Consider the following 20,314-nt stretch of genomic DNA (forward strand, 5'->3'; position numbering starts at 1 on the left):
CGCGCGCCGGCGCGCCTCATCGATCTTCACCGGAGTACGGAAGATGGCGGAAATCACCGGCGCGGGGAGCTGGACCTCGCGCGTCGTCGGCTGCGGCTCGGCACTGCCCGAGCGGCGTGTGACGAATCATGACATCGCCCGCATGGTCGATACCACGGACGAATGGATCACGCAGCGCACCGGCATCAAGGAGCGCCGTATCGCGGCTGACGGCGAGCACACGTCCGATCTCGCGATCGGCGCGGCTACCGCTGCGCTGAAGCAGGCCGGCATCAGCGGTGCCGATGTCGATCTGATCGTGCTCGCGACCTGTACCCCCGATCGCACGATGCCCGCGACGGCCGTGCGCGTCCAGGAGGCGATCGGCATGCAGGGCGGCGTGGCGTTCGACGTGCAGGCCGTCTGCTCGGGCTTCGTATTCGCGCTGTCGGTCGCGGACAACATGATCCGGCTGGGTCAGGCCCGCACCGCGATCGTGATCGGCGCGGAAACGATGTCGCGCATCGTGGACTGGCAGGATCGCAATACCTGCGTGCTGTTTGGCGACGGCGCCGGCGCGGTGGTGCTGCGCGGTGAGCGAGTCGACGGCGACAAGCCGCGCGGCGTCCTCTCCACGCATTTGCATTCCGACGGCCGGCATCACGACAAGATTCATACGGACGGCGGCGTCTCGTCGACACAAAGCGCCGGCAAGATGCATCTGGAAGGGCGCGAGGTATTCCTGCATGCCGTGGTCAATCTCGCCGAGGCTTCGCAGGAAGCGCTCGCGGCACACGGCCTCACGCAGGACGATCTCGACTGGGTCGTGCCGCATCAGGCGAACCAGCGCATCGTGCAGACGCTCGGCATGAAGTTGAACCTGCCGATGGAGAAGGTCGTGCTCACCGTCGGCAAACACGGCAACACGTCGGCGGCGTCGATTCCGCTCGCGCTCAGCGAAGCGGTGTCCGATGGACGCATCAAGGAGAACGATCTCGTGCTGATGCCGGCGATGGGGGCGGGCTTTACTTGGGGGGCGGCGTTGATTCGCTGGTAGGTGCGGAACGTACGCGAAAGTGACAAATGTTCACTTTGCGTACCGGAGGCGCTGTTCTATGCTGGCCGCATTCCGTCTACAGCGGTTCATCAGACAAAGGCCCGAACGGAGTGCACATGGCAGATTCACTTCAGGACGACGCGATGTCGGGTGGCCGGCATCGCGCCCGGCCCACCGGGCCGCCAGAACCTGCGCGCCATCCCGCAACGCGCGGCTGAACAGGCGAAGCGGATGCCTCGGCTCCGGTGCCAGCCTATGGATGCGTTCTGCGCTGACTGTTGGCGATGAAAGCGTCGATATCCGCCTCGCAAAGCGGCTCGCCGAGGTAGAAGCCCTGACCTTCGACGCCGGGCAACGCGCGCGCCCATTCGAACTGTTCCGCGGTCTCGATGCCCGTCATCACGATCTGCTTGCCATGACCTTTTGCAAGCTGCACCAGCGTTTCGACGACGCGCATCGATTCGCCGTTCTGCACCACATCGCGGATCAACGACCGATCGAACTTGACGATGTCCACCGGCAATTGTTGCAGCAGCGTCAGCGAGTTGAAGCCGGCGCCGAAGTCGTCGAGCGCAACCCGCACGCCGACAGCCTGCACCGCGTGAATGGCTTCCACCAGCCAATCGAGCTCGGCAGGCGGCACGACATCGGTCAATTCGATCTGGAATCGGTTCGGATCGAGATCGAGCGATTCGAGCAGCGCGGACAGTTGGCCAGGAAAGTCCGCATGCCCCAATTCCAGCGAGGACAAGTTGATGGAGAGCGACAGCGTGTCATATCCGGGCGCCATCCATTGCGCGAGCATGCGCGTCGCGCGGTGGGTGAGCAGGTCCGTGAATCGACCGGCCAGGAACGAATCCTCGACCACGCTGATGAACGACGCCGGCTCGAGGACGCCGCGCTGCGGATGTCGCCAGCGGATCAGGTATTCGAAGCCGCACAGGCGGAATTCCTGCAACGCGAACTTGGGTTGGAGCAGGAAAAAGAACTCATCCTCGTGAAGCCCCCGTTCGGCGTCGTCGAGTGGATGGTTCATCAATAAGGTAGGTTTCATGAATATTCCGGAATGCCGGATCGGGGGTGGGGCTGCTGCTTTTTCGATCACTCGATTCTATGGATGCGATGTTGAATTTTCAACTTCGAAAAACAAACAAATGTAAATTTGTTTTGCGATGCTGAGTATTTGAGGGGCGTCGCGCGGGCGCCCGAATTGCCGGAAATGAAAACGTTTCGACGTTGGGTCGAACGTGTGGTCTTCATTTTTTGAGATGGCAATGGGTGATGGATTTCAGGTGTTTGCGACGGTGTGCCTGGCGGTTGAATGATTGAATCTGGCGGGTGTTATCAATATGAATTTTAAATGCGATTCAAGAATACAATTGTGAATTTATATCGTGTATAATTGCTGTAATTATTTGTTATTTTATATGCGCGTTTTATCGGCTTTTTGGTGCCGGTAGTCGAGGCGTAGTGGCCCAAGTGTCGTTGATGTATGGGTGTATGGAATTGAAATTTATTAGAATAGATGTTGCATAAAGTATTGGTGATTTTTTCGGGGAAGATCTCGGAATTTGATGGCGTCATTTCGAGTGTCGTTTAGTGCGATATCGTGAAACATCATCGAATTGACATGGTTGGACGAATTTTTTTATCGAGATTGTGCCGCTCGCGCGACAAGCGCGAGGAGTCGGCAGAGGTTCCCCGCTTCGATCTGGCAGGAGAGTGGGTATGCATGACATTCACACTGATGCTCGTGTGTCTGGTGTTGACGGCGACCCACCTGCTGCATCGCGTCGACCGTGCCTTTTTCGATCTTGCTTCGCAATCTGCCCGTGGCGGTGCAGGTAAATCGCTGATCGTCATCGTCGTCGACGATCGTACGATCGAGCAGCTGGGCGGCTGGCCGTTCAGTCGCGAAACGCGCGAGCGGATGATGGACCGGCTCGTCGGCAGCGGCGTCGCCGCGATCGGTATCGACCTGACGAGCTTGCGTGAAGCAACGCGCGGCCGTGCGGCCAACAACGCTGTTGGCGAGACCATCGACCGCGACAACGGACGCATGGCGCCTTCGCTGCCCGAGGCCGGCTTCGATACTCGCGCAAAGGGCTGTGTGGAGGCTGCAGGGTTTCAATGTCCTCGCCCCTATGCGCTCTATTCGTATATCAACGTCCTGGACGGACGCGTGCCGTCGAGCAACCTGAGCGGTCGGTCCGTCCTGATTCGGTCGTCGATCGAAGGTGCCGGCGGGTCGTCGGTGTCGTCTTCGGGCGGCATGCCGACGGTCGCGAATGTTTTTGCCGCTGGCGATGAAATCGCTGCGCCCGCGACGGCCGAACCGCCGCGCGAGATCGGTTTCGCTGCCGAACTGGTGTTCAACGAACTGATTGTGTGCGCGATTTGCGCGATTCTCTATCGGCTGTATCCGCGCGCGGGCATGGTCGCGTCGATCGGCCTGACGATCGCGATCGCGGCAGGCGCTTTCGCGCTGTTTCGGTTTGGCGACCGCATTCTGCCGCCCACCACCGGCATGCTCATCTGCGTGCTCGCCTGTGTGCTGTGGTCATGGCGACGTCTCGAAGCACTGTTGCGCTTCATCGTCCGGCTCGCGGATCGACTGACGACCGAGCCTTCGCTGCACGCGGAGCCCGCCGTCGTTCCGCATTGCATGGACCCGGTCTGGCGAGAACTGAGCAGGGCGGGCGCGCTGGACGCGCAGGTTCGCAGGTATCGCGCGCTGATCGACGCATGGGTCGACAGCCTGCCGGAAGCGACCCTGATCGCGTCGGCATCGGGCGTCGTTCTGCTGGCGAACGAGCGGGGTGGCGACATTGTGCGGGGAGCTCGACGGGAATCCGGGGGCGCGCCATTCGCCGGCCGGGCGCTCGGTCTCCGATGTGCTGTTTCAGATCACGGCGTCACATCGTGCCAACGAATTCGCCGCACAGGCGCTGACATGGCTCAATCACTCGCCGCACGGTGACGATCTGTCGGCGCAGACGAAATCGCAGCTCGATCAGGGCGTCGAGATCGCCAATGCACGCGGCGGCCTCTCGCTGCTGATCAAGTGCGCGCCGATCCGGCCGTCCGCGTTCGGCGAGCGTGCGCTGGTCTTCCATGTGGCGGACGTATCGTCCGTACGGCTCGCCGAGCGGCAGCGCGACATGGTCCTGCGTTTCCTGTCGCACGATATGCGGTCTCCGCAGGCGTCGATCCTCGCGCTCGCTTCGCAGATAAAGCGCGATCCGTCGCGGTACACGCCGCAACGGTTCGCAGAACTGATTTCGCAGTATGCGACGCGGGCGCTCAACCTGTCCGACGATTTTCTGTTTCTCGCCAAGGCCGAAAGCCTGCCGCCGAAGCTCGCCGCGGTGGATCCTGCGCTGGTGCTGGGCGATGCGGTCGACGATCTGCTGCCGCAGGCGAGTGCGAAATCCACGATCGTCAACCTGATGGCAGAGCCGGGGCTGAGCACGATCGCCGATGTGCAACTGCTGCGGCGGGCGTTCGTCAATCTGATCGGCAATGCGATCAAGTTTGGCCGCGAAGCCTCGACGGTCGACGTGGAGTTGTCCGCCACGGAACGGCATGTGAAGATCGCCGTGACCGATTACGGGGCGGGCATATCGGAGCGAGACCAGGAAAAGCTGTTTCGGGAATTCACGCAGCTGGATGGCACCTCGCCATTGTCCGGGCATGGCCTCGGTCTGGCATTCGTCAAGACGGTCGTGGATTCACTCGGCGGCAAGCTTCAGGTGCGATCGAAGCTCGGGGAAGGGACGACCTTCCTGATGTTCCTGTCGCGGCACGATCACGACGCGGCGCTGGGAAGCTGATCGCGGTGCCGGCCGGATGACGATGTGATGCGGCCCGCCGCGCGGGGCCCGCGCTACGCGCCGGAAACGACCTGAATCCGGCGCGCTTCGGGCGCACCGTTCTGCTTCGCCGGCGTGGCCAGTTCGAATTCGAGCACGGTATTTCTCGACGGCAAGCGCTGGAGTATCGACGCATCCTGAACACTGCTGCTACGAAAGTAGGCGGGGCTGGTCTCGGCGGCGGCGAGCAGCGGCGTATCGGGCAGTGAAGGCCAGAACGCGATGAAGCCATACCCGTCGTCCGGCTCGAAACGGTTGCACACGCCGCGCACGCGCGAACCCACTTGGCCCCATGCGGGCAGGCCTGAGGCCGAATCTCGCACCGGCAGCAGGCCGGGCACGAGATAGCCGCTGATGAACTGATCGGCCGCTTCCCGCAGCTCGAGGGGGACGTTATCGAAACCCAGGACTTCGACCCGACAACCTTTTTTCTGCAGCGCGCGGACGACTTCGACGAAGTCTCCGTCGCTCGTCGCGATCAGGACGGTGTCCAGCCGGTCCGATTCCGACAGCGCGTCGATCGCCATTCCGAGATCCGAATTCGACTTGACGGTTTCCGTTCCGTCTTCGTCCGCGTAGTGCCTGAGTGGCTTGATCGTGACGCGAAATCCCTTGTCTCGCAGCGCCGCCTGGTAGCCCTTTATCCGTGCGTCGTAGTCGGGCGAACGCGCGGCGCGGCGTTCGTCGAAGCTCAGATACGCATGCAGCCGCTGGATCGTGGCGCCGGCACGACCGGCGAGCGAGCGCAATACCTCGTACCGCATCAGATGGCCGCCGTTCGCGTCCATGCTGCTTCCATCCACATAAACCCCGACCCTTCTCATCATCGTCATCCGGAGGTGCGCTATCCGTTCCAACCGTCGGCGCGGCCGGTCGCGCCATGCACGCCACGCGGACGAAGCGTGCGTGGCGCGACCGGCTCGCCGCGTTTCAGTTGCGGCCGCTTACGCTGATCGACACCCGGCGATCCGGCTGCAGGCATGCGATCACGGCGCGGCTTTGACCCGCCGGGCAGTGCGTGACCGGCTGACTCGATCCCACACCTTCCGCGTCGATGATGCTGCCGTTCAACCCGTGCGAGATCAGGTAACCGCGCACCGTTTGCGCACGCGCTCTCGACAATGGCTCGTTCACCGTGCTCGGGCCGATACGATCCGTGTGCCCGACGACGACGATGCGCGTGATCTCCTTGTGCCGCTTGATCCGCTCGATGGCACCGTCGAGCTGCGCCTTGCCGGCCGGCAGCATCGAATCGAGGCTCGATTTTCCGAATGCGAACAGCGCGTCGCTCTGAAGCGTGAATTGCTCGAGCGTCGACACCGGCGGCTCGGCCGCGGCCACCGGCGCGGCCGACGACGTGCGTACGAAGTCCGCGCATGCGGGTTCGCGCCAGTAGGTATCGGTGACCTTCATGTGCTGGTCGTAGCGCACCTGATACTGGCAGCTGACGACCTCGTTGCCGCGACGGAAGTCGAACAGATAGTTCCACACATGGCTGCCGACGAACCATTCGTTGAAATGCGGCGGTCCGAGCAGGTCGTACATCTGATCCTTGTTCAGCCCCGGCGCGACGTTACGAAGATTGTCCACGTTCACGAACGTGCCGCCCTTCGGGCTGGCCGACTGCGGATCCGGGAATTTGGGCGGACCGCTGACGGCGCAGCCTTCGAGGGTTGCAACGGAAAGCAGGCTGATAGACAGCGCAAGTGCCCATTGGATTTTCATGATCTATCTCTCTCATCGTATTGGGAGCAGCGCATCCGACAGCCGTGCAACGCGCGATGGAGGCGCTGCACGGCCGCGGACGAGCCCGGTTGGATATCGGGTTCTCGCGATCACCACTGATAGCCCGCACCGATCACGGCTCCGTAGTCGTTGCGCGTGTTGGTCGTGATGGCGGCCTTGTAGATCCAGTGGTTGTTTTCCGAGATCGTCGAGATGCCGATCGCCTGCCCGGACTGGCTTCGATAGACGCTGCCGGCGATGGCGACCATGCTCTTGCCCGGCCCGGAAGGCTGGGGCAGCCCCGCGACGGCCATTGCGCTCGCGGCTCCCGCATCCGCGTCTCGCCGCAGCCCTTGAATCTTCGCGTCGGTGTACGCGTTCGCGTTGCCGACCGCGGCATTCAACTGCTGGACGTTGACGCCATCGGTAGGCGCGGTGCCCGCCGCGACGTTCGTGAGCTGCCGCGGCGCGCTGGCCGTACCGATCGACACGACATTGTTTCGTCCGCCGTCGTTGCTGCCCGCACCGATCGCCACCGAGTTGTTGCCCGACGATGTCGATCCTGCGCCGATCGTGGTCGAGCCGGTGCCCGACGCGGTCGAGCCGTTGCCAACCGCGGTACTGTTCGAACCGGACGCGACCGCGCCGTTGCCGCCGGCCGACGAATTCGAGCCGGTCGACGCGGGGGGCGTCGACGAGCCAGGCGTCGACGGGAACCCGCCGCCGCCGTTGGTATTGCTGATGTTCTGGATCAGCGTCGTCAGGTTCTGGTTGACGGCATCGAGCTGGCTGACGTTGACCGCATCGGTGCCGGCCGATCCGGCGGCGACGCCGGTGATCTTGCGGTTACCGATGTTGACCTCGCCGGCCGACGACTGCGGGCTGCTCAGGCCGTACGCAATGTAGTTCGACTGCGCGCCGACCGTCGTGACCGAGCCGGCGCCGATCGCGATGCTGTTCGCGACGTTCGCACTGGCGCCGGAACCGAGCGCGAGCGCATCGGCGGCGCTGCTGTTCGCGCCGGAGCCGATCGCGATGCCGCCAGACGAAGTCGCGACGGCGTTGGCGCCTTGCGCGATCGACTGAGGCCCGGTCGCATTCGCGCCGCTGCCGAGTGCGATCGCATCGGCCTGCCCCGAATTAGCCGCCTGACCGATCGCTACGCCGCCAGGTGCCGTCTGCTGGACGATTGCGCCATTGCCGATCCCCACGCCGTTGTCGCCGTTTACGACCGTCGTCGGCCCCACCGCGATCGACTCCGCGCCCACGGCGAGCGAATCGGCCGCGGTTGAATTGGCATGGAAGTACATCGTCGGCGTCACGGCGAACGATTGCAGCGCGCCGGTCAACTGCCGGACCGTCACTGCGTCGTGCGCGTTCGTGCCGTCGGCGACATTGATGAGCTGCCGGTAGGTGTTCCCCGATGCACTGCCGAACGACACCGCGCCGAGCAGCGTCGCGTCGGACGTGTTGAACGGCACCGTGTGGCTGCCGGCCGGGATGGTACCGCTGCCCGCCGCGATCGCGCGGTCCGACACGGCGCCCGAGCCGATCGCTACACTGCCGACGATCGAAGCGGTCGTTTGCGCGCCGAGCGCCATGCCGCTTGCGGCGGTCGATTGCGCGCCGCTGCCGGCTGCGAAGCTGTCAGCCGCGCTGGCGACTGCCTGAGGGCCGACGGCAATGCTGTCCGTGCCCGTTGCCTGGCTGTCGGCCAGCGTCGAGTTTGCATGGAAGTATTTGATCCCCGCGCCGTTGCTGATGTTCGAGATCGCCGTCGTGTTGGCGGTCACTTGCTGGTTGGTCGCGAACAACTGCGAGCCGTTCACGGCGTCGGTGCTGGCGCCGCTCAGTTGGCCGGCGGCGACGTTCTGGATCTGCCGCTCGGCGCCCGGTGCGCCGACGCTGACCACGCCTACGGGTGTTGCACCCGCGAAGTTGTAGGTCACGCCGCCGATCACCGCGCTGGATGTCGGTGTCGCCGCGGTCGTCGTTGCGTTTGCACCGAGTGCCACCGAATTCGCGACCGTAGCCTGTGCGTTGCCGCCGATCGCCACCGCATCGGCGCCGGTGGCCGACGAGTCGGGGGCCGTCGAGTTCGCGTGGAAGTACTTGATGCCCGCGCCGTTGTTGATGTTCGAGATCGCCGTCGTGTTGGCGGTCACTTGCTGGTTGGTCGCGAACAACTGCGAGCCGTTCACGGCGTCGGTGCTGGCGCCGCTCAACTGGCCGGCGGCGACGTTCTGGATCTGCCGCTCGGCGCCCGGCGCGCCGACGCTCACCACGCCTACGGGGGCTGCGCCCGCGAAGTTGTAGGTCACGCCGCCGATCACCGCGCTGGAGGTCGGTGTCGCCGCGGTCGTCGTCGAGCCCGCACCGAGCGCCACGCTGTTGGCGACGCTGGCAATCGCGCCCGAGCCGAGCGCGACGCCGTTGGTCGCGGCGGCCTGCACGACGGCGGTGTCGCCGATCGCAACCGCGCCGGCGACATTGGCTTGCGACGCGTTGCCGAGCGCCACGGACCCTTGTCCGGTCGCGACGTTCGTGTTGCCCAGCGCGATGGCGCCGTCGCCGTTCGCGGTGTTGTTGGCGCCCATTGCTACCGCGCCGTTGCCGATCGCGGTGTTCGGATCGCCGATCGCCACTGCGCCGTTGCCGTTCGCGGTCTGGCCTTCGCCGAGCGCCACGGCGCCCGTGCCGCCGGCCACTTGCGAGTTGTGACCGCCCGCAATCGAACCGGTGCCCGCGCCCGCGGCAACCGTGCTGGTGTCGCCGAATGCGACGGTCGATGCGGCGAGCGCCTGCGAAGTGGGGCCGACTGCAACGGCCGATGCGCCGGACGCGTTGGAGAGGTTACCGATGGCGATCGCACTCGTTGCGCTCGCCGTCGCCTGGCTGCCGAAAGCCTGCGCACCTGTGTTGCTGGCGAGCGCGTTGAAGCCGATGGAGACCGCCTGGTCGCCCGTCGCCTGGGTGCCGGAACCGGGGACGCCGGCCGTGCCGCCCGGGCCGAGCGCGATCGCGTTGACGCCCGACACGCCGCTGTTGACGCCGATCGCGATGCCGGACGCGCCGCTGGCCGACGCACCCGATCCGATCGCCACGCCGGCGGCGGCGGTGGTGGTCGTAATCGAGTCGAAGCCCATCGCGATCGAGTAGCCGCCGGCGGCTGTCGACATCGTCGCCAGTGCGGTCGAATGGTCACCCGATGCGGTGCTGCCGGCGCCGAGCCCTGTCGCGGAATCGCTCGAGACTACCGACGCGTTGCCGAGCGCAACCGATGAAATGCCGCTGGCGGTTGCGTTCAAGCCGCCGGCTAAAGTTCTGTCGGCGCTCGCATGGGCGCCCCCGCCCAACGCCGTGCTGCCGACGCCGGACGCGGTCGAGAAATCGCCCAGTGCGCTGGCGTTTTCGCCGGTCGCGGCTGACCAAATACCGACCGCGGAAGCGTTGGTGGCGGTCGCCAGTGCCTGCTGTCCTATCGCACTCGAACCAAGGCCGCTCGCCGTGGTATTGCCGCCGATGGCGGTCGAACTGCTGTTGGATGCCGTCGCGGCTTGCCCGAAAGCGCTCGTGCCGGTGCCGGACGCGGCGGCGCTGGTGCCGACCGCTGTTGCGGCGGTATCGGTGGCAGAGGCCAAGCGACCCACGGCGACAGCATTGGCGCCGGTGGACTGTGCGTTGGGGCCGACCGCCGTCGACATAAGGCCCGACGCGAAAGCGGCGGGACCGATTGCGGCGCTGGTCTGCCCGGACGCAGTCGTGTTCACGCCGATCGCCAGCGCATTCCCGGCCGTAGCCAGCGCGTTTGCGCCCATCGAGATTGCCCCGGCGGCGGACGAATGGGCATTCGTGCCCAGCGCCATCGCGTTCAGTCCCGACGTCACCGCACCGCCCCCGATGGCGACGCCCAGCCCGCCGCTTGCGGTGGCGGCCGCTCCACCGGCGCCCGAGATCGCGATATCCCCGGTCGCCGTGGCGCTGCCGTTACCTGCGGCATACTGGGCGTGTGCGATCTGACCGGCGGCACTCAGGCAAACGGGAATCGCAAAGCCGAGAAGAATCCGGATTTTCTGTTGCTGCCCGATCGCGGCATGTTGTCCCGTACGTCGATCGTCGCATACGGCACCCGACGTGCCGGCGCTCCCCTTGCCGCGCGCCTTGCCAAGCTCCGATGCGGCGACGAACGCCCCACGCGCCTTGCTCCATATGACCTTGTGCACTCTGTTCATCTTGATGCTCCGTATGAAATGAAAACTCTCTCTCAGAGTAAATTTCGTAGTAGTGCGAAGTTGAATTGACAAATGAAAATCAAGTCATCATCGATCTGATCGAGACTTGGATGGCGCCATGTACGTCGGTGATTTGTGCGGCGCTTTTCTTGTGGTGGGCTTGGCCGTTCGTCTCGACCGTGATCGATGCTGAGGGGAATGTCATGTCACATCGAATCGGCGACACGCATCGCATGTCGATGGAGCTCGCATTCCCGGATCGCTCGCATGACGCGAGTTCCGCGGAAGCGGGCATTACGCCGGTCGTGGCGTGGCCGGATGGGGTGACATGGAGCGGTATCTGGCGCAGCCGGGAATAAGGCGCGAGTCGGGCGGCGTGGCGCCCGGTTACGATTGCGCGAATGCGGCACGTCGTCGCCGCGGGTCGGCAATATGCGGTGCGGCCGAATGCAGTGTCGACGACCATGAATCGTCTCGGGAGATTTGGCATCTCTTAATCTCGATATAGATACGTCACGATTGGCGATATATCGCCGTTACTTTAATAAATGCCCGATGCGCTATATGAATCTTTGTTGACTGATCCGAACTGGAAAAAACACTCAATGCCGCGATTCGATAAGCATGGCTACGTCCCGAGATGATCGAGTCGACTCTCGGTGGCGCGGGCCATGTGACGTGTTCGTGAAACGTTCTTTCGGTGGTGTTTCTTTGTTATCGCATCGATGGTTTCGTGCTGTATCGAAAATATAAAGATGCTTAATTTAATGAGCCTTGTGGTGGCTAGATGTTAGGAGAGTATCGGGGAATTAAAAAGTGAACATTTGTCACCCGTGGCGTAAGATTTAAAACTGTGACGACACGGTGATTTTCATCGGCTCGTACACGATCGATGAATACAATCTTGCGCGGAAATAACGCGTGGAAAAGAACGCGGTCGAGCGGTCGACGGGCCCGGATCAATTGCTGATCGTTCGACAACAAAGGAATCCGAAGCAACCGTGGGAGGAATGCGAGCAGAAGCAGGATGGAAGAATGCCGGACGTATCGATCGACGGGGAGGCGGGGGAGGTGGTCGCTGCCCGACGCCGGCGGCGGCAGGCAGCGTGAACTGTGTGGAGCGTGACGTCATTCGTATCCGGCAGCGGGTTGCCCGGATTTGTCGCCGCAGGATCGTATACGCGACACGGCTCGGATTAACCGATCCGCTTACCGGCGAGATGCAGACGGCGAACCGTTCGCTCGACGAGAATCGTCGGCGCGCAGGCGACGCGTATTGCCTGCGACGCCGCCACCGGCATCCAACTGAAACTCACACGCGACTTTCCATCATCACCTCCGGGCTGCAATGCAGCTCGGGTGTCGCCTTGGTCTGATCCAGTCGATAGCCCAACGTATAAATCGCGGACAGGCGCAAGCCATTCTCGATGCCGAGCTTCAGCTTTTGCCGGATTCGGTAGATGTGGGTATCGAGCGAACGCGATTCCGTTCCCAGTTCTCGTCCCCAAGCCGTCGTTGCGAGCTGCTCGCGAGACATGATCTTGCCGATGTTGTTGAACAGGCACGCAACGAGCTGGAATTCCTTCGTCGTCAATTCGATCGTGTTGCCGCGCAGCTTCACGGCCCGATGCACAGGGTCCAGCAAGTACTCACCGGCCCGAATCGGCTCGTCGCGCTTCACGTTCCGCGCGACGCGGCGCAGCAACGCATTGACTCGCGCGGCCAGTTCTTCCGCGCGGAACGGTTTGCTCAGGTAGTCGTCGGCGCCGGCTTCGAGCGCTCTGACCACATCGAGCTCCTGCACGCGGCTGGTCAGGAACAGCACGCCGTATTCGACGTCGGCGCGCGTGCGGATCCAGTTCAGCACTTCGATGCCGGTCAGACACGGCAAGTGCCAGTCGAGGACGACCGCGTCGACCGACTCGGATCGCAGGTAACGCAGCGCCTGCTCTCCATCGACGACGACCTTGATCGTGTGACAGAACGGAGCGAGTGCGTTCTGCACTTCCTCCGCCTGAACGGGATCGTCCTCCACAACCAAAATGCGCATTCGTGCCCCCGAATATCGTGGTTGGCCTTCTCGATTTACATGGCAAAACATGGCTTTACGAGCACGCAAACGTTTGCCTTTTGATGCGTGCGGAACAACCGGTTAGGGAATATAAATCATGGCCAATGAACGCGATTGTGACATTTTGTGAATTCGTCGTAAGAATGTCGCTCGTGGTAAAAAGCGCCGGAACACGCGCATTTTTCAGGGAATTCTTACTTGCCCGCGCGACGCTTCGCTATGCGTAACAACGGTTTCGGGCCAGCGCGACACACGGATGTCGCAATCGTGCGAACGTTTCCGGCACGATGCAGCCCAGGTTGGAAAACTGTATGAATATACAGTATAGTATCCATCGAACTCGAGCGGCGCGGGCATGACCCGTGCGGCACGTGCGCCGCGTCTGCGCGGCATCCGCCGCAGCGTTCCGGCACCGTGATTCCGGCTAACTCATTCAGACGGGCAGGCAAATTGTCATCCAGCAATCTGATCCGCATTCGCGGAGCACGTCAGCACAACCTCAAGAACCTCGATCTCGACCTGCGCACCGGCGAAATGACGGTCGTCACCGGCCCGTCGGGCTCCGGCAAGTCGAGCCTCGTATTCGACACGCTGTACGCGGAAGGCCAGCGGCGCTACGTCGAGACGTTCAGCGCGTATGCGCGGCAGTTCCTCGACCGGATGGACCGCCCGCAGGTCGAGCGCGTCGACGGCGTGCCGCCCGCGATCGCGATCGACCAGACCAACCCGGTCCGCAGCTCGCGCTCGACGGTCGGCACGATGACCGAGCTCAACGATCACCTGAAGCTGCTGTACGCGCGCGCGGCCGAGCTGTTCGACCGCCAGACCGCGCGGCAGGTGCGGCATGACACGCCCGAGACGATCTACGCGGAACTCGTCGAGCGCACCCGCGCCGACGATCCGCGCGTCGTCGTCACGTTCCCGGTCGAGCTGCCGGAAAGCGCATCCGAGGACGAAGTCGCGCAGTGGCTGTCCGCGAGCGGCTACACGCGCGTGCAGGCGCAGCGCGAAGTCGCGTCGCCCACCGGCCCGCGCAAGCTGCTCGACGTGGTGGCCGACCGCTTCCGCGTGCAGCAGGCCGACAAGGTGCGCGTGGTCGAGGCGATCGAGGCGTCGCTCAAGCGCGGCGGCGGCCGCGTGAACGTCTACGTGCTGGCGCCGGAATCCGACACCGCGCTCGCCGCGACCGCCGAGCCGCAGGTGTGGCGTTTCTCCACCGGGCTGCACGATCCCGACAGCGACCTGCGCTACGCGGAGCCGCAGGCGGCGCTGTTCTCGTTCAACTCGGCCTACGGCGCGTGCGAAACCTGCCGCGGCTTCGGCCGCGTGATCGGCGTCGATCTCGGCCTCGTGATCCCCGACGCGCGCAAGACGCTGCGCGGCGGCGCGATCAAGCCGATGCAGACGCCCGCCTGGAAGGAATGCCAGGACGACCTGATGCGCTACGCGGCGAAAGCCGGCATCCCGCGCGACACGGCATGGTCCGACCTGACGGATGCCCAGCGCGAATGGGTAATCAACGGCTCGCCGGACTGGAACGGCAAGTGGCAGAGCCAGTGGTACGGCGTCAAACGCTTCTTCGGCTATCTCGAATCGAAGGCGTACAAGATGCATATCCGCGTGCTGCTGTCGAAGTACCGCAGCTACACGCCGTGCGACGTGTGCGGCGGCGCGCGCCTGAAGACGGAATCGCTGCAGTGGCGGCTCGGCTCGAAGGCGAACGCCGACGCGGTGCTCGCGCCCGCCAATCGCTTCCTGCCGCGCGGGGTCGACTGGACGCGCGCGCAGCTCGAGGCGCTGCCGGGCCTGACGGTGCACGACCTGATGCTGCTGCCGATCGAGCGCATCCGTCGCTTCTTCGACGACGTGAGCCTGCCGAGCGCGCTGCTCGACGACGCGCTGAAGCTGCTGCTCGCCGAAGTGCGCACGCGCCTGAAATACCTGTGCGACGTGGGCCTCGGCTACCTGACGCTCGACCGGCAGAGCCGCACGCTGTCCGGCGGTGAGGTCCAGCGGATCAACCTGACCACGGCGCTCGGCACGTCGCTCACCAAAACGCTGTTCGTGCTCGACGAGCCGAGCATCGGGCTGCACCCGCGCGACCTCACGCGTATCGTCGAGGCGATGCAGCGGCTGCGCGACGCGGGCAATACGCTGGTCGTCGTCGAGCACGATCCGTCGGTGATGCTCGCGGCCGACCGGCTGATCGACATGGGCCCGGGGCCCGGCGAGCGCGGCGGCACGATCGTCTACGACGGCACGCCGGGCGACATCCGTTCCGCGCACACGCTGACGGGCGAGTATCTCGGCGGCCGCAAGCACGTCGCGCATGCGTCGAACTGGGCGCGCCGTCCGGTGGACGCGAGCACGCCGCGCATCGTGCTCGCAGGCGCGACCGAGCACAACCTGCGCGACGTGACGGTCGAGATTCCGCTGCAGCGGCTCGTGTGCGTGACGGGGGTATCGGGTTCGGGCAAGTCGACGCTGCTGCAGGACGTGCTTTATCCGGCGATGGCGCGCCACCACGGCAAGGCGACCGAGTCGCCGGGCGCGTTCCGCGAGCTCACGGGCGCCGACCAGGTCGGCGACGTCGTGTTCGTCGATCAGTCGCCGATCGGCAAGACCACGCGGTCGAATCCGGCCAGCTATGTCGGCGCGTTCGACGAGATCCGCAAGCTGTTCGCGAAGGCGCCGCTCGCGCTGCAACGCGGCTACGGCGCCGGCACGTTCAGCTTCAACTCGGGCGACGGCCGTTGCCCGACGTGCGGCGGCTCGGGCTTCGAGCACATCGAGATGCAGTTCCTGAGCGACGTCTACCTGCGTTGTCCGGACTGCGACGGCAGCCGCTACCGCGCCGAGATTCTCGAAGTGCGCATCGAGCGCGACGGCCGTGCGCTGAACATCGCCGACGTGCTCGACCTGACCGTCAGCGAGGCAACCGCGTTCTTCGCGACCGACGCCGAGGTGCTGCGCGTGCTGCAGCCGATCGTCGACGTCGGTCTCGAATACGTGAAGCTCGGCCAGCCGGTGCCGACGTTGTCCGGCGGCGAGGCGCAGCGGCTGAAGCTGGCCGGCTTCCTCGCCGAATCGGCGGCAGCCGCTGGCGGGCGCCGCGTCGCCAGCGAGGAGGCGCGCGTCGCGCGGGCGAAGCTGTTCATGTTCGACGAGCCGACCACCGGGCTGCACTTCGACGACATCGCGAAGCTGATGCAGGCGTTCGGCAAGCTGCTCGCGGCCGGCCATTCGCTGATCGTGATCGAGCACAACCTCGACGTGATCCGCGCGGCCGACTGGCTGATCGATCTCGGCCCGGAAGGCGGCGACGGCGGCGGCCGCGTGCTGTGCGCGGGCACGCCCGACGACGTGAAGGCCTGCGCGGAATCGCATACCGGCGTCGCGCTGCTGCAGTACGACCGCGCGATGGATGGCGAAACGGCGCTGGCCGACGAAGGCGTGCCGCTGCAGGCCGTGCTGAACGCCGCACGCGAGCGGCGCGCGATCGAGGGCGAGGACGTCGTACGGATCGTCAATGCACGCGAGCACAACCTGAAGGCGCTCGACGTCGACATCCCCCACGGCAAGTTCAACGTGATCACCGGCGTGTCGGGCTCCGGCAAGTCGACGCTCGCGTTCGACATCCTGTTCCACGAAGGCCAGCGCCGCTACCTCGAATCGCTGAACGCGTATGCGCGCTCGATCGTGCAGCCGGCCGGGCGGCCGGAAGTCGACGCGGTGTACGGCATTCCGCCGACGGTGGCGATCGAGCAGCGCCTGTCGCGCGGCGGCCGCAAGAGCACGGTCGCGACCACGTCCGAAGTGTGGCACTTCCTGCGGCTGCTGTATGTGAAGCTCGGCCTCCAGCATTGCATCCACGACGGCACGCCGGTCACGTCGCAAACCGTCGAGTCGATCGCCGCGCAGCTGCTGCGCGATCATCGCGGCGAGCACGTCGGCTTGCTCGCGCCGCTCGTCGTCAATCGCAAGGGCGTGTATACCGATCTCGCGAAGTGGGCGAAGGCGCGCGGCAGCACGCATCTGCGCGTGGACGGCGAGTTCGTGCCGGTCGACCCGTGGCCGAAGCTCGACCGCTTCCGCGAGCACACGATCGAGCTGCCGGTGGCCGATATCGTCGTGTCGCCGGACGACGAAGCCGGATTGCGGCGGGTGCTCGACGAGACGCTCGAACTCGGCAAGGGCGTGATGCACCTGCTCGCGCCGCTCGACGGGCTGCACCACGCGGTGCAGAACGGTCATTCGACCGCGCGCGTCGGCGAGGTCAAGGTGCTGTCGGTCAAGCGCGCGTGCCCGGTGTGCGGCACGAGCTATCCGGAACTCGATCCGCGGATGTTCTCGTACAACAGCAAGCATGGCTGGTGCACGACCTGCGTCGGCACGGGCGTCACGCTCACGCGCGAACAGCGCGCGGCGTACGACGACACCGTGCGCGCCGGGGACGATCGCGGCCGCGAGCAGACGCTGCCGTCGGACGAGCAGGAACCGGAAGGTGTCGGCAACGAGCCGTGCCCCGATTGCGGCGGCACGCGCCTGAACCCGTCCGCACGCGCGGTCACGTTCGACGCGCATCCGATCGTCGAGGTCGCGCAGTGGACGGTGTCCGATACGCGCCGCTGGATCGACGCGCTGGAACTGACCGGCCGCGACGCGCAGATCGCGCGCGACATCGTCAGCGAGATCGGCAGCCGCCTCGCGTTTCTCGAGGAGGTCGGGCTCGGCTACCTGAGCCTCGATCGCGCGGCGCCGAGCCTGTCGGGCGGCGAAGCCCAGCGCATCCGGCTCGCCGCGCAGCTCGGCAGCAACCTGCAGGGCGTGTGCTACGTGCTCGACGAGCCGACGATCGGCCTGCATCCGCGCGACAACCGGATCCTGCTGGACGCGCTGCGCAAGCTCGGCGACAAGGGCAACACGCTCGTCGTCGTCGAGCATGACGAGGACACGATTCGCCGCGCCGATCACATCATCGACGTCGGCCCGGGCGCCGGCAAGCGCGGCGGCACGCTGGTCGCCGAGGGGGCGGTCGCCGATCTGGCCGCGCAGCCGGATTCGGTGACGGGGCGCCTGCTCGCGCAGCCGATGACGCACCCCCTGCAGCCGCGTCGCGCGGTGAGCCTGGCGGGCAAGAAGGGCGCACCGGCGGTGCCGGAGGCCTGGCTGACCGTGCACGGCGCGACGCTGCACAACCTGCGCGACGTCACCGTCGGCATTCCGCTCGCGCGGCTCGTCGCGGTGACGGGCGTGAGCGGCTCGGGCAAGTCGACGCTCGCGCGCGACGTGCTGATGACGAACCTGCTCGACGCGGTCGGGCGCTCGGTGCTGTCGTCGCCGGCCACGCGGCGCGCGCGCAAGGCCGCGCAGCAGGACGCGCCGGCCGCCAACCGCCGCTCGAGCGTGCTCGCGCGCAGCGCGCCGCGGCCGTCGCTGAACGTCACGCATGCGTGGCAGGGCTGCGCGTCGCTGAGCGGCTGGGAGCGCATCGACCGCGTGCTCGAGGTCGACCAGACGCCGATCGGCAAGACGCCGCGCTCGTGTCCGGCCACCTACATCGGCGTATGGGACACGATCCGCAAGCTGTTCGCCGATACGCTGGAAGCGCGTGCGCGCGGCTACACGGCGTCGCGTTTCTCGTTCAACACCGGCGACGGGCGCTGCCCGGCCTGCGAAGGGCAAGGCGTGCGCACGATCGGGATGAGCTTCCTGCCCGACGTGAAGGTGCCGTGCGACGTGTGCCACGGGCAGCGCTTCAATCCGGAGACGCTCGCGGTCACGTGGCGCGGCCGGAACATCGGCGACGTGCTGACGATGGAAATCGACGAAGCGGTGGAGTTCTTCGCACCGATTTCGAACATCGCGCATCCGCTGCAGCTGATGAAGGACGTCGGCCTCGGCTATCTGACGCTCGGCCAGCCGTCGCCAACCTTGTCCGGCGGCGAGGCGCAGCGCATCAAGCTCGTCACCGAGCTCACGAAGGTGCGCGACGACATCACGCGACGCGGCCAGAAGGCGCCGCACACGCTGTACGTGCTCGACGAGCCGACGGTCGGCCTGCACATGGCCGACGTCGCGAAGCTGATCCGCGTGCTGCACCGGCTGGTCGACGGCGGGCATAGCGTCGTCGTGATCGAGCACGATCTCGACGTGATCGCGGAAGCCGACTGGATCATCGATCTCGGTCCGGAAGGCGGCGTGGGCGGTGGCACGATCGTCGCGGCGGCGCCGCCGGAAGGGCTCGTGCAGGTGAGCGCGAGCCACACGGGGCAGGCATTGAAGCCCGTGCTGGCGCGAGCGGCCGCGGATGGCGGTGAAGCCGAGCGGCAGGACGAAGCGCGGGTCGGTTAAGCGCGGTGCTTGCGGCGAGCGGCCCCGGTGTCTGGAAAGACACCGGGGCCGTTGTCATTTCGACATTCGAGCCGCCGCGCTCAATCGCTCTTGACGCCGATCGCGTCGATGATGGTCTGCAGTTGCTGGCTCATCGGCAGGTTCAGACTCACGCCCGACGGAAGCGGGCGCAGGAACCAGCGCTTGTACTGACGCGTGATCTCGCCGTCGACGGCCAACTCCTCGAACGTGCTCTTCACGACCTGCGCGAGTTGCGGATCGTCCTTGCGGAACATGATGCCGTACGGGTCGTATGACAGGTAATCGCCCACCACGTCGTACTGGCCGCCCTTGCCCGCATTCTCGGCGATCAGGCCGTACAGCAGCACGTCGTCCGTCGCGAACGCATCGGCGCGGCCGCTCGCGACGAGCGCGAAGCCCTGCGCATGATCCGGCACCACCTGCAACTGGATCCCGAGCTTGAACCGCGCGTCCAGGTCGCGCAGCGCCTTCTCGTTGGTCGTGCCGGCCGTCACCGCGACCTTCTTGCCCGCGAGATCGCGGAACGAGCGGATCGGCGAGCCTCGCTTCACCATCACCTTCGTGCCGGCCACGAAGATGATCGGCGAGAACGCCACGCGCTGCTGGCGCTCCAGGTTGCTCGTCGTCGAGCCGCACTCCAGATCGACGTTGCCGCTGACCACCGCATCGATGCGGTTGTCGGACGTGACCGGCACCCAGCGAATCGTCAGGCTCTTGTTGACCGCATCCTCGATCGACGACACGAGCGCCTTGCAGAGCTCGATCGAATAGCCGATCGGCTGGTTGCGCGCATTCAGGTACGAGAACGGTATCGACGCGTCGCGATAGCCGAGCGCGATCGTGCCGCTGCTGCGCACCTTCGCGAGCGTGCCGGTCAGTTGGGCCGGCGCGAGCGGCTCGGCGCGCGGCGGCGGGGCGGGCGCATCGTCCGCGCGCGCGGTTGCGCCCGCGGCAAGCAGGCCTGCGAGCGCGAGCGCGCGCCAGAATCGCTGCATCTTCATCG

Annotated in this window: 12 protein-coding genes; 6 read left to right on the forward strand and 6 right to left on the reverse strand. The window is 65.5% G+C overall.

Features of this window, described 5'->3' with window-relative positions:
* The first annotated feature begins 43 nt into the window (after positions 1-43).
* Positions 44-1,036, forward strand: coding sequence for a beta-ketoacyl-ACP synthase III (locus ACP26O_RS32325; RefSeq protein WP_175665804.1), 993 nt, complete (start codon positions 44-46; stop codon positions 1,034-1,036).
* Between the two features lie 253 nt (positions 1,037-1,289).
* Here the strand turns inward: ACP26O_RS32325 and ACP26O_RS32330 are convergent, their stop codons facing one another.
* Positions 1,290-2,141, reverse strand: a complete 852-nt coding sequence (locus ACP26O_RS32330; protein ID WP_244099041.1) for an EAL domain-containing protein — start codon at positions 2,139-2,141, stop codon at positions 1,290-1,292.
* A 627-nt stretch (positions 2,142-2,768) separates the two neighbouring features.
* Between ACP26O_RS32330 and ACP26O_RS32335 the strand changes: the two genes are divergently transcribed.
* On the forward strand, positions 2,769-4,016 hold the full coding sequence (locus ACP26O_RS32335; protein WP_426356417.1) for a CHASE2 domain-containing protein: 1,248 nt from the start codon (positions 2,769-2,771) through the stop codon (positions 4,014-4,016).
* Positions 3,931-4,869, forward strand: coding sequence for a sensor histidine kinase (locus ACP26O_RS32340; protein ID WP_426356418.1), 939 nt, complete (start codon positions 3,931-3,933; stop codon positions 4,867-4,869). The genes ACP26O_RS32335 and ACP26O_RS32340 overlap by 86 nt, the downstream gene beginning before the upstream one ends.
* 53 nt (positions 4,870-4,922) lie before the next feature.
* Here ACP26O_RS32340 and ACP26O_RS32345 read toward each other — a convergent pair whose 3' ends face one another.
* From ACP26O_RS32345 to ACP26O_RS32355, 3 genes are all read right to left on the reverse strand, one after another.
* Positions 4,923-5,696, reverse strand: a complete 774-nt coding sequence (locus tag ACP26O_RS32345; protein ID WP_165754357.1) for an NYN domain-containing protein — start codon at positions 5,694-5,696, stop codon at positions 4,923-4,925.
* A gap of 142 nt (positions 5,697-5,838) precedes the next feature.
* The gene (locus tag ACP26O_RS32350; protein WP_175665802.1) at positions 5,839-6,633 is read right to left on the reverse strand and encodes an OmpA family protein; all 795 of its coding nucleotides are present in this window, start codon (positions 6,631-6,633) and stop codon (positions 5,839-5,841) included.
* 110 nt (positions 6,634-6,743) lie between these two features.
* Positions 6,744-10,865 (reverse strand): YadA-like family protein, encoded by a 4,122-nt coding sequence (locus ACP26O_RS32355; protein WP_175665801.1) that lies wholly within the window; start codon positions 10,863-10,865, stop codon positions 6,744-6,746.
* Positions 10,866-10,930: 65 nt separating this feature from the next.
* Between ACP26O_RS32355 and ACP26O_RS32360 the strand changes: the two genes are divergently transcribed.
* Positions 10,931-11,224, forward strand: a complete 294-nt coding sequence (locus tag ACP26O_RS32360) for a hypothetical protein (protein WP_175665800.1) — start codon at positions 10,931-10,933, stop codon at positions 11,222-11,224.
* A 562-nt stretch (positions 11,225-11,786) separates the two neighbouring features.
* Positions 11,787-11,975, forward strand: a complete 189-nt coding sequence (locus tag ACP26O_RS32365) for a hypothetical protein (protein ID WP_175665799.1) — start codon at positions 11,787-11,789, stop codon at positions 11,973-11,975.
* A gap of 202 nt (positions 11,976-12,177) precedes the next feature.
* Here ACP26O_RS32365 and ACP26O_RS32370 read toward each other — a convergent pair whose 3' ends face one another.
* Positions 12,178-12,984, reverse strand: coding sequence for a response regulator transcription factor (locus ACP26O_RS32370; protein WP_233465715.1), 807 nt, complete (start codon positions 12,982-12,984; stop codon positions 12,178-12,180).
* Between the two features lie 402 nt (positions 12,985-13,386).
* Between ACP26O_RS32370 and uvrA the strand changes: the two genes are divergently transcribed.
* On the forward strand, positions 13,387-19,290 hold the full coding sequence (gene uvrA, locus ACP26O_RS32375; RefSeq protein ID WP_175665798.1) for an excinuclease ABC subunit UvrA: 5,904 nt from the start codon (positions 13,387-13,389) through the stop codon (positions 19,288-19,290).
* An 80-nt stretch (positions 19,291-19,370) separates the two neighbouring features.
* Here the strand turns inward: uvrA and ACP26O_RS32380 are convergent, their stop codons facing one another.
* Positions 19,371-20,312 carry an amino acid ABC transporter substrate-binding protein gene (locus ACP26O_RS32380; protein ID WP_175665797.1) on the reverse strand — a complete coding sequence of 314 codons (942 nt, stop codon included), beginning with the start codon at positions 20,310-20,312 and terminating at the stop codon, positions 19,371-19,373.
* Between the last annotated feature and the right edge of the window lie 2 nt (positions 20,313-20,314).

It is taken from the genome of Burkholderia sp. R-40, assembly GCF_049942845.1.
GTDB lineage: Bacteria > Pseudomonadota > Gammaproteobacteria > Burkholderiales > Burkholderiaceae > Burkholderia > Burkholderia ambifaria.

Coding starts and splice junctions, on each gene's coding strand:
- ACP26O_RS32350 (WP_175665802.1), bottom strand. CDS start 6,633: ATGAAAATCCAATGGGCACTTGCGCTGTCTATCAGCCTGCTTTCCGTT.
- ACP26O_RS32355 (WP_175665801.1), bottom strand. CDS start 10,865: ATGAACAGAGTGCACAAGGTCATATGGAGCAAGGCGCGTGGGGCGTTC.
- ACP26O_RS32380 (WP_175665797.1), bottom strand. CDS start 20,312: ATGAAGATGCAGCGATTCTGGCGCGCGCTCGCGCTCGCAGGCCTGCTT.
- ACP26O_RS32325 (WP_175665804.1), top strand. CDS start 44: ATGGCGGAAATCACCGGCGCGGGGAGCTGGACCTCGCGCGTCGTCGGC.
- ACP26O_RS32335 (WP_426356417.1), top strand. CDS start 2,769: ATGACATTCACACTGATGCTCGTGTGTCTGGTGTTGACGGCGACCCAC.
- ACP26O_RS32345 (WP_165754357.1), bottom strand. CDS start 5,696: ATGGACGCGAACGGCGGCCATCTGATGCGGTACGAGGTATTGCGCTCG.